The following is a 15,621-nucleotide window of genomic DNA, read 5'->3' on the forward strand; positions in this document are numbered from 1 at the left end:
TTCTGTTTAGAAAAAATTGCTTTGAGTTATGATAGTTCTTCTCCTGAAATCATGGCGAGTATTATTGCATATTTTTTTAAGTTATGTGCTCATTTTTTATACTTACTCGTGCGCTTAGGATATCTCTCATGCTTTTGGAAAAAACAGGATTGATCACCAAAACAGTTTGGCGAATGCTGCTCTGATATTGCAATAAGGATGGAGAATGCCAATAATGATAAGGTGCTGGACGGTCCCTTCAGCATTTTGCTGATATTCCTTAGAGTTTATTGCTCTTGCAAAAAAAATCTGTATATAATAAAATGTAAGGAAAGGCAGCTGTGTTAGCTGTTAGAGGGGGTAGACAGTTACAAAAATTGATTTTCGAAGATCCGTGGTGCGCCTTTTCAGGGGGGCGCAGATTCTATTTTTCAATTCACGTAAAGAACTCGGATGCATTCTTCAAGTTTGATGAGAGATGCGCCTTTAGTATATTTAGAATATAATTCTCGGATTATTAAGTTGAAGCGTGAGGTGGTGGCCCGTATTGAGAGATATCCTTTGTGCTGCTTTAGATTGAAAAGAGTAGGCCTTCAATAAGGGTGTGGGGTATTGATCTGGTAAGAGCAGTTTTCAGAACAATTCAATAAAATAAGATATGTTTGAAGAGATTTTTGCACGCAGAGAGAATTGTGGTGGGGAATGCGAAAAAAAAATATAAAGAAATTTTTTTAGCTTGTTTAATAAAGAAAACGATCAATAAAAATCATAGCCTATTTAAAATGAGGATAAAGCAAAATAACTTAAAAAATTTTGCAGTCACAGATCAAAAAATTGCAGTTATTTGTATAATTTCTAACATACAATATGCAGAACAATCTGTGCAGACAGCATGAGATATTTTGGGCTCAATAACGTTTAAAGTGTTGGGGGGCTAGAAAGTACAGTAGGCTTTTCAAGTGTATCAGTTCGCTTCATATTTAACTGATAGGTATTACATCCAACCGCAGTTATATCAAATCCACAGCAAGGGATTTTGTGACACATATTGTAGACTTTTACAACAAACTGAGGATTCCAAAATATAACCGCATAATGACAACGAGGTAATAAGAGGCAAGTAACACCAAATGGGATGATTATATTGCACGCGAAAGGCCTTGATACTGGTTTTATGAAAAAGATGTAATGGATTGAATTCATTTGATTGGGGAGGGATAAAAAGAAAAACAAATGACAAGTACAGATTGCTACAGCAGAAATGATGTATCAACGAATAATAGCGTTTTTTAACATTTTAGTATGTATTTGCAGGCTTACGACTGTTAATTAATAGATCTATTGATGAGGAATAGTTTCCTCATGGGGGAAGCAAAAAGAAACGAAGTTTCGAGAAGAGTTATTGAAAATAATGGGGGATAATAATGTCTAATATTTACGATTGGTCGTTAAAGGCTGATGAAAATGCTAATGCAGATAGTATCATTAATTGGGCAGAAGGTCAGCCACCCAGTTCTGTCAATGATAGTGCACGAGCGATGATGCAACGTGTGCGTGAATATCTTGCAGATAGTGGGGGTTCTATTGATTCAAGTTTTATGGTGAATGTAGAAGATAAAACAACATTTATCACGTTAAAGACAGCTTCGCTTATAGAAAAATATAAAAATGATATCATCATACGTTTTAAGTCTCGTGGCGTGAATATTGGCACGACAACAATAACCGTTAACAGCATGGGGGAGAAGCCAATCTATAAGGCAACCAATGTAGGTATTATACCATTAGAAGGCGGAGAGCTACAAACAGATGGCATTTACGAGATAGTTTATAATAGCAATGTTTCCATGGAAAATCATGATGGTTGGTATCTCTTAAATCCTACACCTCTTCCACCACCAAAAGTAGAACCTTTTCCTTGCGGGTTTATTGCGACATTTGCTATGCAAGAAATGCCGAATGGCTGGCTTTTATGCGATGGTGCTGTTTATAAACGTAAAGATTATCCGCAGTTATTCAAGGCAATAGGTGATAAATGGGGAAAAGACAGTAATACAACCTTTAAAGTTCCTGACTTTAGAGGGATGTTTTTACGGGGGGTTGATAATGGCCGTGGTCTGGATCCCAATAGACAGTTTGCAAAAGAGCAGCAAGATTCCATAAAATCACACGAGCATGTTTGCACCATTGAAAAGGCAGGTGAGCATACGCACAATTTTCAATATGATGGGGTAGGATGGAGTGCTGATGATATTGGTAGAAGAAACCCAAGTTATCACTATCAAATCATTACAGGGACAACACAATCGGCCGGCGCACATACGCACAAGGCGAACATTTCTCCAACAGGTGAGAGAGAAACAAGACCTGTGAATACAACAGTTGTTTATGCTATAAAATCATGAGGATTATTGAGTGATCAATAATCTGTTTTCTTTTAGTGAAGTTGTTAACGCGGAGCAATTTCGCGTTACTTTTTATACAAGTAATAAGAGATTCAGGTAGCATGAATAAGTTGCTTAAGAGTTTTAAAACGCTCTTTGAGTGATAAAGAAGTAATTTTAAATAGCTGTAGAGCCGAGAATATAATTCATTAACGAGAAAAATATCAATTACTTTTTCTTTGTAAATCCATAATTGCATAGAGGAAATGCATAAAAGTCATTTAAAATTTATCATTAAATTAAATTGTCTGAAAATACTTTATTTCGCTGTGCAGCTTGACTTTAACTCTTTGATTTAAATAATCAGACTTTTGAAAAAACACATCACTTTATAGGCAGGATGCTGTTTGAGGGAGTATAAATGGAATATCTGCTTTAGGTAATTCCGAAACAATTAAGGGACAATGATAAACATCACGGAGATTTTGTGTTGTCAAAACGGTAGAAGCATTTCCCTCGCAATGAATCTTTCCTTGCTTTAGCAATATCATTTTATCTGCATAATGTGAGGCAAGATTGAGATCATGGAGAACAGCAAGAACACCACCGCCACAACGGGCAAAATTTTTGGCAAGATCCATAACAACAAGCTGATGTTGAATATCAAGGCTAGCAATAGGTTCATCTAAGATCATCCAACGAGAAACTCCATGAGAAACAGGTTCCCAGACTTGGCAAAGTACACGAGCAAGTTGCACCCTAGCTTGTTCTCCTCCTGACAATTTATGATAATATCGCTTTCCATAGTCAGCAAGTCCGACACGTTCCAAAGCTTTTTGGGTAAGATTTTTTAATCCAGTTTTGGCAATGGTAAGTTGATTTACAGAAAGACCAAGTTCTACAACTTCATGGACTAAGAACGGAAATACGAGCATTGTTGATTGTGGAAGCACTGCACGCATCTTTGCCATTTCACAAGTTTTTGTTTGGCGAACATCATAACCATTTAAAGTGATTTTCCCACTGTAAGGAAGCTCCCCACTCAGCGCTTTGATGAAAGTGCTTTTCCCAGATCCATTAGGACCGATAATAATGGTAAAGTCACCACAGTTTGCATGAAGGTCTATATGGTTAAGAATTTGTTTTTTCCCGCGTTGAACACAAATATTTGTTGCCTCAATCATGAAAAGTTTGTTCCTCTTTTGTGTATAAGGATCCATAGGAAAAAAGGCGCACCAAAAAGCGCTGTAACGATTCCAATTGGTAATTCTGCAGGGGCAACAACTAAGCGTGCAAAGGTGTCAGCAAAAATAAGTAATGCCGCTCCTAAGAGAGCAGAACAAGGAATGAGATAACGGTGATCTGGACCAATAAGCTGACGCAAAATATGAGGAACAACAATACCGATAAAACCAATTCCTCCACTAATAGCAACTGCACTACCACACATAAGGGCAACAAGGAGAATAGCAATATTTTTAGTTCGTTGGATATGAAAACCAATATGGCCAGCAACGGCTTCTCCAAGAGCAAGAGCATTAAGTGCTCGTGATAAAAGGGGTGAAAAAAGAAGACCAACACAGATAAAAGGAAAAACAAGCCAAACTTTTAACCATGTAGCACCTGCAAGAGAGCCAAGATTCCAAAAAGTGATATCACGCAGTTGTTGGTCATTTGCAATAAAAATGAGTGTTCCAACAACAGCACTGCTTAAAGCACCAAGTGCAATACCAGCAAGAAGCATTGTTGCAATAGAGGTAAAACTATGGTGGGTTGCTATTGTATAAAGGACAATTGTTGAGAGAAGTCCGCCCAAAAAGGCACCTATGATCACTTTATAAGGTTCTAGAAAAGGTGCCAAGGAAGCAGGAAAGGCAATGCCAATAACAATTGCTAAAACAGCACCAAGACCGGCGCCTGCTGAGACGCCTATAATTCCAAGATCTGCAAGAGGATTACGGAAAAGCCCTTGCATGAGAACACCAGAGACAGCGAGAGCTGATCCAATCAATAACCCCAAAATGACACGGGGCAGCCTAATATCGATAAACACAAGATAATCGCGCGTCTTACGACTTACTGAAAAGTCTTGCGTAAGCATTCCATGAAGAAAATCAAAGAGAGAAACGTTTGAAGCTCCATTTAAAATTCCAGCAAAAATGCTGAAGATGAGAAATATGATGAGACCTAAGAGTACAATCTTTCTCAAATTTGCACGGTCTATTTTTTTATTCTCACTTGTTTCAGGTGTATACATTATAGATGTGCTATTTACCATTTTTGTTTTCACCATAAAGCATATGAATAAGTTCTCTTGAGGCATCCGCAGTGCGTGGACCAAATCCTAAAAGATACATAATATCCATCTGTTTAATAGCATGATTTTTGGCTGCATTCGTTGCTTGGATTGCTGGAATAGCTAAAATCTTTTCAAGGTTGGTGGATTTTTCACCGTGCTTCACAAGCAAAATAACATCAGGATTTGATTTTAATAACGCTTCACCATTCAGTAGCTTATACCCTTTATAATCGGTGATGGCATTGATACCACCTGAAAGTTTTATCATACCATCTGCAGCAGTACCTGTTCCAGATGCCATAACACGTCCATTTTGTACGGAAAAAATAAAAAGGACACGCTTTGGTTTTGTTACTTTTGCCAAAAGAGCATCATTATCCACAAAGTCACGACTTATTTTTTTTATGAGTGCAGCCGCTTCTGCTTCGCGATGCAGGGCTTTACCAACAATGCGAATCTTTTCTATAACATTTTCACGGGAGTAATCCTCTGGCACGATCACTATAGGAATCGATGTTTTTTTTAGGATTTCAATTGTTGAAGGAGGTCCACTTCCTTCGACTAGCAATATACCTTCTGGAGCAAGTGATAAAACACCTTCAGGTGAAAGAGCACGCATATATCCGAGGACAGGAAGTTTAAGCGCTTCTTGTGGATAAACGCTTGTACTATCACGGGCAACAAGTTGATCTTGAGCTCCCAATGCATAAACGATTTCTGTAAGAGAGCCGCCAACGGAAACAATACGCGCATTCTCAGAAAAGTGTGTTGTAGGTTCAGCGTATACTGGCTGAGAAAAGAAGGGAAGAGAGAGCAGTATGAAAATAAGAAAAAAATTTAGTACTCTACGCAAAAAAAGTGTAAGCATGCCCAACTTTACCTTATCTAAGCGATTGCTGTTTCTCTATATAAAGGTAAACTCTTCAATAAAGAGCGCCAATCCTCACGCTCTTTTTGGCCTTCCTTTCGCATGCCAAAGAATTGAACAATCATCTCATTATTTTTATCAAAAACTTCAAGTGAGCTGACATAACCATCATTTGTAGGTTTGCGAACATGCCATACTCTACCGATTCCAGAAAGTAACAAATGCATGTCAAATTTATGGTCTAGAATATTAATCCAAGGTCCCATTGTCTTAATATTTTTTATTTTCCCACTGAAAATTTGGATACACCCTCTATTGCCAATAAAGCACATAATTGGAATTTCCTGTTGTGCAGCTTGGTTTAGCATTATTTCAATAGAGTCCTCACTTAACGCGTCAGAAAATTCACTACCAGCATATTTCACAGCGTCGTGCCGATTAATTTTTAGTTCAGAGATAATTTCATGAAGTTGATGTACATCAGTCATGTTCCGCCAACGATCTCGGAAATGTTCAACATCTAGCTTTTCTATATCACATTGAACTGGGATTGGAGCAGGAAGAATATCAAGAACAGAGGATTGATCCTCATGAAGCAACTTATCAACAAGCTTATTCCACTCTTCCATATTTGTCGTATCTGTAGGATAGAGCTTAAAAATAGAAACGCCGCTTTGATCAAAAAATTGTAGACTTTTTGTAGGTTTTCCGAGAACAATCATATCATATTCGAAGCCAAATTTCCATTGTTTTGGAAAAATACGTAAGTCAATTTCACCGAGCGTGATTGGGATATGTTGGCTTTGAACAATCTCTCCAAAACATCCTGTTATTTCATGAACAGCATATTCATTACGTGTCAATGCCATCACTGTTCCAAGTTGAGGAGCACTTTCTAGGAAAGTTGCAACATTAGCATGTAATCTTTTTGCTTTTCCAATTGTACAATAGGCTGCAACAAATTCTGCCTCAGATATACCAATAGAGACTGCAAAATCACGATTCCGCATCTCTTTTTTTTCTTCACGCAAACGAATAATCATTTCGGCTGTATAGGATGACATGGACTTATCCTTATGTTAATTTTAGAGAGTTAACTTTCAAATTTTATCATTACAAAGGCAATAGGTTGAGTCATTCTCAATGAATGGCTCAACCCTTCACCAAATAAGCCCCTAATAATTAACAGCAGAACAACCAAAAATTGATAAATGAGGAAGAATTAAAGTTTTTCTTTCAAGTCTTTGTGATTTAAAGAACAATGAGAACAAAAACACAATAATTTATCCTTTTATTAATATAATTTTCTGTTGATCTAAGAGTTAACAGAAGTGACTAAAACTTTTGCACGAACGATACCTTAAAGTTACGACCAGGTTGGCTATAATAATCATCTGGTGTTGCACTTTTACTTGAAGGAAGATCAGAGACATTCCAATATTTTGTATTGAACAGATTATAAACACCAGCTCTTACAACAAGCCCTTTTTCACCAAAGGGTTTCCACCATCCTGATATATCAACAATGTTATACCCAAGAACTTTGGGGTAGCTAGATTCTTGAGTAGCTTTATCACGTTTTACAGATGAAGTAAGTATGACGTCTGCTCCCCAAAACTCTTTTGCATATCCTAGTCCAACAACCGTTTTTAAAGGTGGGATTGAGCTGAGATATTCATTTTTATCAAGATCTTTTCCTTGAGAGTAGACAAGGGCAAAATTGCTACGGAATCCACTATTAAGGGCCAAATGCATTTTTGCTTCAACACCAGAAATACGGACATTCGAACGATTCATGTAATGCAGACGCTTCATTCGAAACTCTTCTGACGGCCCTTTATCCATGGTATCTATGAAATTCTTATACTGATTGACAAAGCCACTAAGTGAACCACCAAAACTTTTATTTCCATATCTTATGCCAACATCATACCCATTGCTTGTCTCTGCTTTAAGATCAGGATTTCCCTTCACATAATAAGCAGAGGGTCTGATATAAGAGACGTAAAGTTCTGAGACACGCGGTGCGCGAAAAGCTTGCGCCCATTGAGCATAGAACGTTACTTGATTACGAACATCCCACTCCATCCGTAACTTAGGAGAGAAATGTGAGCCATTTCTTTCAGGAGGGAATTGATCAGAAATCAGTGCTTTTTCATAAGCAGAGGTTTTTTGAGGGATATGTTGATACCAATCGTAACGAACTCCAGGTGTTACACGGAAACGGTTATGAGAAAAGCCAATTTCATCTTCAAAAGCAAAACCAAAATTGTAGCTCTTCGTATCCGGTGAATCTGATCGATTAGCAGGCACAAAGAGACATCCTTGAGCATTTTCCTTCAAATGACAATTATCTCTTCCTAACAAATAATGATGAAATTGAGATGACGAAACATCAGTGGCAAGCTTTAATGTATGGCTTACAGTGCTAATATTCACTTTTTTGGAAGCATGAATATTTAAACCATAATTGGTATTGCGCACAAGATTATCTATCAAATAATCTCCTTTTGGTGCTCTAACACGAACCCCGCTCATAGTATCATTATTTGATTGTTTTAACCAATAAAGTTGCCCTTGAAACGCATCAAAAAGCGAATTTCCATTGCCATTATAATCATAAGAAAGAGAAAGACGTTCACGGCGTTTATTTTCCTGATTATAAACGGAACCAGGGGAGTAGTACCTTTCACTCATATTTAATGAATGCGTATTTTTGTTATAATCAAAGCGTTCCGCTGTAAAACCAAGTCGATGGTTTTCATTGAAATATTGATGAACTTTAAAAAGCAAATTATTTTGGTCAAAATGAGCGGGATTTTTACGTGTACGTTCTTGATATCCCTCTATGGTTCCCATATTTTTACGTTCATTTCCTTGCTCATGGGAGCCTTGGAAGAGCAAAAATGTTTGTTGAGCACGCACAGCAAAAGCTTGATTTATGCGCCAACTATTATCAACAGAATGATAACCACCTTTTATAAGGCTCCCCCAATTTTTTTCTTCAGTGATAAGGTCTTCAGGATTAAGAGTACGCAAAGCGACTACACCACCTAATGCACCAGACCCATAAAGACTAGAGTCCGATCCTTGAATAACGTCAAATGTGGAAATGCTACTAAAATCAAAAGTTGTATTTCCAGTGGTGGTAGTCCCAGTGCTTCCACGCATCATATCATCACGCAATATATCACTAAGCCACGGAAGAACAATGCCATCCATTGTGGTGAGAACACGGTTCCCATTCAAACCACGAATCACAAAGCCATTTTTTCCTGAGTTATAGGCTACGGACGGATCGAGACGGCTAATTTCATGGATACCACTGATTTGCTTTTCATCAATATCCTTAGCGGTTTTACGATCAGTTAAAATGGTTACTGAACCTGACGCTCCCTCTATTTTTTTCCCTTTAATAACAATCGGTTTAAGCTCAGTTATAGCACTGTTCTCCTTATTTTGCGCAAAAACAAATGAAGGAATACAGACTGATAAAGCACTTAAAATCAGGCAGCTTTTATGGATATTTTTTCGTCTTATTCGCATAACACATCATAACCTTTTTTAAAACATCCCCTCTCCAGCTCAAAACTATAAAAAACGCTTGACTTAACCATTACAAACGAGCCAGCCAAGCAAAAGTGATTTGATTTTAGCAAAAAACCACAGGAAAACCATATTAAACATGACAAAAGCAGTCAAGAAAAAAGTTGCATTTTCAAAATAGCTTGTTTTAATGCATTTGGATACCGATGTTAAGCTTAGAATAGCGGCAGAAAGACTATGATTTTTACAAATAAGAGGCGGTTATTAACTCTTTGGATTGGCGCTTTTATTTGCGCTTTTTCTTTGCATATAGTATTGGGAGCACAGTTCTATTTTCAGAGTACTGGTGTAAGTAAAGGTAAGCTCTCACCTATTGTTATGCTGACTGTTGTGCAAGAAGTTGCACATCCGGATGTTGACGTATATTTTCCGGATATTTATAGAGATCTATCGAATATGAATACAGAGTCAGAAGAGTTGCAGTCTGATCTCTCAGAACAGGAGTCGGAGAACTTGGACACCATGGATGAGGTTCAACCGGAAGAGTCTCAGCATACTGAAGAAAAAAATGATTTTGCATTTCTCAAATCCTTGGAGAAACCTTTTCCTCAAGAAGTAGAGCGTAAAGTGATCGATAAAAAACCTATACCGATACCAAAGGCTATAGTAAAGCAATCCACTGTAAAGAGGACACCTTCGTCCACCATCCATCAGGGTGGCGATGCAGCAGCACGTGAGGATGCGTTGTTAGTAGAATGGTTGGCAAAGGTACAGACGCAATTAGAAATGCAAAAAAAATATGTTGTAGGACAGCGTAACAGTTCTGCAAAAGGAACAGTGAAGTTAGAATTTCGGGTGCATGAGCAAGGGAATATTTTTTCTAGCCGTGTTGTAGTCTCTGCAGGTGATCCAGAACTTGATCGATTAGCTATGGCGGCGCTTTCCCGTGTTGGCTCTTTTCCTCCACCACCACCATCAAAAGTGAACAAAATTATTAGAGTATCACTGATATTTAGCTGATTTCCATGGGATTTATGATTCACTTTAACATATGTTATGTTTGTTGCTATGATGTTGTTGTTTGTGGGTTAAGAAATAAAAATGAACGACAGGAGATCATTATATTACTTCCATCGACCGTAAAGAAGATCAGCTTTCATATCTGTTTTTCCAGTAAGTCTTGCTTTATAAACGCCATAATTCTCCATAACACGCATCACGTAATTACGTGTTTCTGTATAGGGAATGCGTTCAATCCAATCGATGACTTCATCAAGAGATTGCCCTCGAGGATCTCCATAACGTTTTATCCATTCATTGACACGACGGGAGCCTGCATTATACCCAATAAGAGTCAAGATATAGGATCCATTAAAACGTTCCAATTGTTCACTGAGAAAATAGGCACCCAATGTAGCGTTATAGCTGGCATCGCTGCTCAGTTTTTGGGGTGACCATGCAATTGAATATTTCTTTGCAAGTGTTTTGGCTGTCGTAGGCAGAAGTTGGAGGATGCCTCGTGCGCCTGCTTTTGATATAGCTGTCGGGTTAAATTCACTTTCTTGGCGTGCTATAGCATAAACAAGTGCTTGTCCTGCGGCTGATACGTTGGCAGATGTTGGTATAGCACCTATAGGATGGGAAAGTGCACCGACATTTTTACCTTGAAAAACAGCAGTTTTTCCGATTTTGAGACTGGTATAATAGTCTCCATTCTTTTCTGCCATCACTGCCAGAAGAGCTAATTCCCCAGGGCTTTCTATTTTTTTGCCGAGTTCTCTATAAAAAATTTTAGCTAACTGAGCATAACCTGCTGCTTCAAGGCGTTGAATTGCTTTAATGGCGTTGCGTGCACTAAAACGTTGTCGTTCAAGGGCTGTTGGTTTAGGAAAAAGAAAGTTGAGTTTTTTTTTGTTAAGTCGTGCAGCTGCTAATTGGCCATAATAAGTTGTACCAAAATGAGCAGCACGATGAAAATAATTTTGGGCACTTTTACGTTCACCTAGAGTTTCTGCTGCTCGTCCCATCCAATAATATCCACGGGATGCAGAAAGAGGTGCAGAAGATAATTGGGGAATACGCGAAAAATGGTGCATTGCCGATTTAGGGGCATGAAGAAACCGTAGCGCATACCATCCTGCATGAAATTCCGCATCGACTGCCAATAAAGATGGCATACCAGTGTGTGTGGAAACGAGTTGATAAGCAATTTTAGGTTTGTTTAAATCAAGCATTTCGCGAGAAAGGGCACGTTGCTCTTTCCACAATGCAGGAGGGTTTATAAGTCTTAAGACATCTCTTGGTGTGCTCATCAGAAGTGTCGCGGCTTCATTATATTGTCCAGTTCGCCGAAGATAGCGAATTCGAGCGAATTGTAAGAGAGGATCTTTTTGCCATGATCTCTCCACGGCCCGTAATTTTTGTGCGGCTTTAGGATCATTTCTTTCAACGGCGACAAAAGCATTAAAAAGAGATTGAGCATGAGCCAATTTTGCAACGCGCTCTGCTGAATCAAAGTGATGTGCATAAAGCATGAATTGCATGCGTTTTAGATGATCAATAGGTTTTAATGCAGCACTTGCATTTTTAAGAATAAGCCCTTCTTCTTTCGCATTGAGCTTTGTTTTATGCCACCATGGTGCAATAATTTGATGGGCACGGATGGTTTGTCCTGTTGCGATAAGTGCTTTCGCAAAGAGAGCCATACCTTGTGCTGTTAAAGGGGGATGATGAGCAAATTTTTGGATAATTACATGTGTGGAATTGGTTTCATTGATAAAAGCACGCTCCGCATTACATTGCATAATATCTATACCGGGCCATCCTTTTAGCTCGTTGATTGCATTGAATATTTCAGAACTTGGGACATTGGCTTGGCTTGATATGCCGATCGCCCATGTCAAAATATGATAATCAAGGCTATTTTTTTCCATTGAATTACGAACGCTTATTGTTTTTGCAATATCGTTGTTTAAAAGTGCCTCTAAACCAGCTTTAAGGTATTTAAGAGAAACATTATTATTAAGCAGTGTAGGAGAGCTGTGGGGTGCTTGATAAACCTGTTTAAGAGATTCCTGAGCTTCTTTTTTTGTGACAAAGGGAAGAGGGCGCGCTAGAGGAATTGGCGCATTTCTAGGCAAAAGGTGTGTTTGTGCACATGCACTTGAAAATAAGATTGTTGTTGCCAGTATAAGTACAGTAAAGATTTGCACAAAAAAAGAGACAGAAAGTGGGCGCATAGAGAAAAAACCTTGAGACCTTGCTTTTTGAAAACACTCAAGAATTTCTAGAACACAAGCGTGAAAAACGGGTTAATGTGGGCTGATACTTTAAAGAAATATGCAAAATTGAAGAAGATATATGCTAAATCTTATGAGAACTATCGTGAAATTCATCTTGCTTCAATAATAGAGCAGGACTATGCTCTATTATTGCTAATCTATAAAGGCCATAAAAAAATAAAGAGAACATTACAGGGAGTTTATCATGCTCAAGGGAGCTGTTACCGCGCTTATCACACCGTTTGATGATGAAGGCGCTATTGATGAGAAAGCGTTTTGCAATTTTGTTGAGTGGCAGATTGCACAAGGTATTAACGGTGTAAGCCCTGTTGGAACTACAGGTGAAACACCAACTTTAAGCCATGAAGAGCATAAGAAGCTTATAGAATTGTGTGTAGAGCAGGTTGCTAAGCGTGTTCCTGTTGTTGCTGGAGCAGGATCCAATAGTACAAGTGAGGCTGTAGAGCTTGCACAACATGCGCAAAAGGCAGGTGCAGATGCAGTCTTGGTAGTTACTCCCTATTATAATAGACCTAATCAGTCTGGTTTATATACGCATTTTTCTTCCATTGCGAAAGCTATTTCTATTCCTATTATAATCTATAATATTCCTGGTCGTTCTGTGATCGATATGGCTGTGGAAACTATGAGAGATCTTTGTCGGGATTTTAAAAATATCATTGGTGTTAAAGATGCAACGAGCAGGATTGAGCGTGTGAGTGAACAACGTGAAAAGTGTGGCAAGGATTTTGTGCAGCTTTCTGGTGATGATTGTACAGCATTAGGTTTTAATGCACATGGAGGTGTAGGATGTATTTCGGTTTCTTCCAATGTTGCCCCCAAACTCTGTGCGGAGCTTCAGGGGGCTTGTTTGCGCGGTGATTATAAAACAGCCCTCAAATTAAATGACCGTCTGATGCCTCTCAATCGTGCAGTATTTATTGAACCCAGTCCTGCAGGTATTAAATATGCTGCTGCAAAATTAGGGTTTTGTAACGATATTGTCCGTTCTCCAATTGTTCCACTAAAAGATACCACAAAAAAGATCATTGATGCGGCTCTATGCCATGCTGGTCTGCTTAAAGAATAAAATGGTAGAGTAGCCATGAACAAAAAGAAAAACGTGCCAGTACGAAAAATAATTGCTGACAATCGTAAAGCCCGTTTTAATTATGAAATTCTCGATAATCTTGAGGCGGGTTTGGTACTTCATGGTGCGGAAGTGAAGTCGTTGCGTTCCAATCAGGCCAATATTGCTGAAAGTTATGCTAGCTTTGAAAATGGGGAATTATGGCTTGTAAATAGTTATATTCCTGAATACACGCAAGCTAATCGTTTTAATCATGAGCCGCGTCGTTTGCGTAAATTATTAATTTCAAAACGTGAAATGGCACGATTTTTTAATGCGACTTCTCGGGAGGGAATGACAATAGTCCCCCTTAAACTGTATTTTAATGAAAGAGGATGTGCTAAGTTGGAAATTGCTCTAGCACGCGGGAAAAAGCTTCATGATAAACGCGAAACGGAAAAGAAACGTGATTGGGGACGCGAAAAAGCACGGCTTTTAAAAAAATATGGATGACAAAATTGGTTTCTATATCTTTGTCATAGTTCTGAGAGATTTCAACATTGATCAAGATATGTTTTTGCAGCTTCAAAAATTTCATGGAACATAACATCCGTTAAGCGTCCAGTGTTGGTATTATAGCGTGAACAGTGATAGCTTGAAAAGACACGTAATCTTCCGATATCATTTATTTTTCCATGTCCGAAAGGATGGGCTAAAATTTTTGCATTGAGGGCGCGTAGAGTTGAATGATGTGCAATAGTGCCGAGGGTGATAACAGCTTTAAGTTTGGGAAGATTTGTTAAAAGAGGGGAAAAGAAATATCGGCAAGTGTTGATTTCTGCACCAGTGGGTTTGTTTTCTGGCGGAACACAACGAACTGAGTTGACAATTGCGACATCAATCAATTCAAGAGTGTCGTCTGCTCTTTCTTCAAAGGTGCCTTGGGCAAAACCAAATTTTTTTAGAGTGGAATAAAGTAAGTGCCCAGCATAATCACCAGTGAATGGGCGTCCAGTTCGATTTGCTCCGCGTAACCCAGGAGCAAGACCAACAATGAGAAGACGTGTTGTGGTTGCACCTTTATAGGGAAAGAATGGTCGCACCGGTGCATTATACCAACTTGGTTCTTTTATACGCCAGTCAGAAATGAACTTGTTTAAGCGTGGGCATAAATTGCAGTTTTGCGGTGGTTCAGGACAAAGCGATGTTAATTGGTTATTCATAGGCATTAATTATTCTTATAAAAATTCTTTTGAGTTGTTTATGAGGTGTATGACGAATTATATTTTTGTAAACAACCTTGATAAATAAAAATGGGCTATTTGATAACAGAGTTTAACATAAAATGATTGCAAATTCTTTTTCATAAAGGAGCAAATCTTTTAGTAATTTATGAGGTGAATAAAAGAGGAATGAAGAGAGGCGCTATGGAATAAAATTCCTTACCATACATACTGTGCATGAGATTGTCGTTATTACAAAAAAATGAATAAATTGGAATGATTGCTATAATTTCAAAGGATGAAGTTGCTAGAGTAGAGAGTCAATTTATCAAGTAAGTATAGTTTTTGTTTGAAACCGACACTTTTAAAGCTTTTCTTTTAGAAGAGCGTTGGAAACGAATTGGAAGAGGTTATGCGCTTTTATGAAGATTCTAAGATTCTTTTAATAAGCTTTTTGAGCAAAAAAACAAAGCTTGTGTTGTTTTTCTTGTGTTTTATTTTGATTATTGTATATACTCTAACACCTATTATAAAATTTTTTAAGCTTTAAGAAAGAGATATAAATGGCCCGCGTAACGGTAGAAGATTGTATTGATAAAGTCGATAACCGCTTTGAGTTGGTGCTTTTAGCTGGGCATCGAGCGCGTCAAATTTCACAGGGTGCGCAGATCACAGTTGATCGTGATAATGATAAAAATCCAGTTGTTGCTTTGCGTGAAATAGCTGAGGAAACATTATCGCCTGCTGATTTGAAAGAAGATCTTATTCATTCATTGCAAAAGCATGTGGAAGTGGATGAACCAGAAATGGCAAGTGAGTTTATTTCTCATTCAGGTGAATCTGAAAATGTTTTTGGAGCATCGTCAGAAGAAGAGAGCTGTTCATTTGATTATATGTCAGAAGAAGAGCTTTTAGCTGGTATTGAAGGTTTAGTCGTTCCGGAGAAAAGTGACGATTATTAATTGCAGCGAT

General features: G+C 38.2%; 12 protein-coding genes. 5 read left to right on the top strand and 7 right to left on the bottom strand.

The features are described 5' to 3' along the window. Positions 1-1,403 precede the first annotated feature (1,403 nt). Positions 1,404-2,384 (top strand): phage tail protein, encoded by a 981-nt coding sequence (locus J7R12_RS04250; protein ID WP_126602956.1) that lies wholly within the window; start codon positions 1,404-1,406, stop codon positions 2,382-2,384. Between the two features lie 368 nt (positions 2,385-2,752). Here the strand turns inward: J7R12_RS04250 and J7R12_RS04255 are convergent, their stop codons facing one another. The 5 genes from J7R12_RS04255 to J7R12_RS04275 form a co-directional block, all read right to left on the bottom strand. After that, on the bottom strand, positions 2,753-3,547 hold the full coding sequence (locus tag J7R12_RS04255) for a heme ABC transporter ATP-binding protein (protein WP_126602958.1): 795 nt from the start codon (positions 3,545-3,547) through the stop codon (positions 2,753-2,755). Next, entirely contained in the window at positions 3,544-4,641 is a 1,098-nt protein-coding gene (locus J7R12_RS04260; protein ID WP_208439031.1) for a FecCD family ABC transporter permease, read from the bottom strand. The genes J7R12_RS04255 and J7R12_RS04260 overlap by 4 nt, the downstream gene beginning before the upstream one ends. Beyond that, positions 4,631-5,530, bottom strand: coding sequence for a heme/hemin ABC transporter substrate-binding protein (locus tag J7R12_RS04265; protein ID WP_126602960.1), 900 nt, complete (start codon positions 5,528-5,530; stop codon positions 4,631-4,633). The genes J7R12_RS04260 and J7R12_RS04265 overlap by 11 nt, the downstream gene beginning before the upstream one ends. Positions 5,531-5,547: 17 nt before the next feature. Continuing rightward, positions 5,548-6,594, bottom strand: a complete 1,047-nt coding sequence (locus tag J7R12_RS04270; protein ID WP_126602962.1) for a hemin-degrading factor — start codon at positions 6,592-6,594, stop codon at positions 5,548-5,550. 271 nt (positions 6,595-6,865) lie between these two features. Continuing rightward, a complete protein-coding gene (locus tag J7R12_RS04275; RefSeq protein WP_126602964.1) occupies positions 6,866-9,076 on the bottom strand; it encodes a TonB-dependent hemoglobin/transferrin/lactoferrin family receptor in 2,211 nt (736 codons plus the stop codon). Positions 9,077-9,313: 237 nt separating this feature from the next. Between J7R12_RS04275 and J7R12_RS04280 the strand changes: the two genes are divergently transcribed. Beyond that, positions 9,314-10,096, top strand: a complete 783-nt coding sequence (locus J7R12_RS04280) for an energy transducer TonB family protein (RefSeq protein ID WP_126602966.1) — start codon at positions 9,314-9,316, stop codon at positions 10,094-10,096. Positions 10,097-10,200: 104 nt separating this feature from the next. Here J7R12_RS04280 and J7R12_RS04285 read toward each other — a convergent pair whose 3' ends face one another. Next, on the bottom strand, positions 10,201-12,315 hold the full coding sequence (locus tag J7R12_RS04285) for a lytic transglycosylase domain-containing protein (protein ID WP_126602968.1): 2,115 nt from the start codon (positions 12,313-12,315) through the stop codon (positions 10,201-10,203). 247 nt (positions 12,316-12,562) lie between these two features. On the opposite strand from J7R12_RS04285, the gene dapA reads away from it, so the two are divergent. Continuing rightward, positions 12,563-13,447: a 4-hydroxy-tetrahydrodipicolinate synthase gene (gene dapA / locus J7R12_RS04290; RefSeq protein WP_126602970.1), complete on the top strand. Its 885-nt coding sequence runs from the start codon at positions 12,563-12,565 to the stop codon at positions 13,445-13,447. Between the two features lie 15 nt (positions 13,448-13,462). After that, a complete protein-coding gene (gene smpB / locus J7R12_RS04295; RefSeq protein ID WP_126602972.1) occupies positions 13,463-13,939 on the top strand; it encodes an SsrA-binding protein SmpB in 477 nt (158 codons plus the stop codon). A 41-nt stretch (positions 13,940-13,980) separates the two neighbouring features. Here smpB and J7R12_RS04300 read toward each other — a convergent pair whose 3' ends face one another. Next, positions 13,981-14,649 (bottom strand): uracil-DNA glycosylase, encoded by a 669-nt coding sequence (locus J7R12_RS04300; RefSeq protein ID WP_126604021.1) that lies wholly within the window; start codon positions 14,647-14,649, stop codon positions 13,981-13,983. A 563-nt stretch (positions 14,650-15,212) separates the two neighbouring features. Between J7R12_RS04300 and rpoZ the strand changes: the two genes are divergently transcribed. Further along, positions 15,213-15,611: a DNA-directed RNA polymerase subunit omega gene (gene rpoZ, locus J7R12_RS04305; RefSeq protein WP_126602974.1), complete on the top strand. Its 399-nt coding sequence runs from the start codon at positions 15,213-15,215 to the stop codon at positions 15,609-15,611. Positions 15,612-15,621 lie beyond the last annotated feature (10 nt).

The sequence above is a fragment of the Bartonella vinsonii subsp. vinsonii genome (assembly GCF_902825235.1).
Classification (GTDB): Bacteria; Pseudomonadota; Alphaproteobacteria; order Rhizobiales; family Rhizobiaceae; genus Bartonella; species Bartonella vinsonii.

Coding starts and splice junctions, on each gene's coding strand:
- dapA (WP_126602970.1), top strand. CDS start 12,563: ATGCTCAAGGGAGCTGTTACCGCGCTTATCACACCGTTTGATGATGAA.
- J7R12_RS04280 (WP_126602966.1), top strand. CDS start 9,314: ATGATTTTTACAAATAAGAGGCGGTTATTAACTCTTTGGATTGGCGCT.
- J7R12_RS04285 (WP_126602968.1), bottom strand. CDS start 12,315: ATGCGCCCACTTTCTGTCTCTTTTTTTGTGCAAATCTTTACTGTACTT.
- J7R12_RS04300 (WP_126604021.1), bottom strand. CDS start 14,649: ATGAATAACCAATTAACATCGCTTTGTCCTGAACCACCGCAAAACTGC.
- J7R12_RS04270 (WP_126602962.1), bottom strand. CDS start 6,594: ATGTCATCCTATACAGCCGAAATGATTATTCGTTTGCGTGAAGAAAAA.
- smpB (WP_126602972.1), top strand. CDS start 13,463: ATGAACAAAAAGAAAAACGTGCCAGTACGAAAAATAATTGCTGACAAT.
- J7R12_RS04260 (WP_208439031.1), bottom strand. CDS start 4,641: ATGGTAAATAGCACATCTATAATGTATACACCTGAAACAAGTGAGAAT.
- J7R12_RS04275 (WP_126602964.1), bottom strand. CDS start 9,076: ATGCGAATAAGACGAAAAAATATCCATAAAAGCTGCCTGATTTTAAGT.
- J7R12_RS04255 (WP_126602958.1), bottom strand. CDS start 3,547: ATGATTGAGGCAACAAATATTTGTGTTCAACGCGGGAAAAAACAAATT.
- rpoZ (WP_126602974.1), top strand. CDS start 15,213: ATGGCCCGCGTAACGGTAGAAGATTGTATTGATAAAGTCGATAACCGC.
- J7R12_RS04265 (WP_126602960.1), bottom strand. CDS start 5,530: ATGCTTACACTTTTTTTGCGTAGAGTACTAAATTTTTTTCTTATTTTC.
- J7R12_RS04250 (WP_126602956.1), top strand. CDS start 1,404: ATGTCTAATATTTACGATTGGTCGTTAAAGGCTGATGAAAATGCTAAT.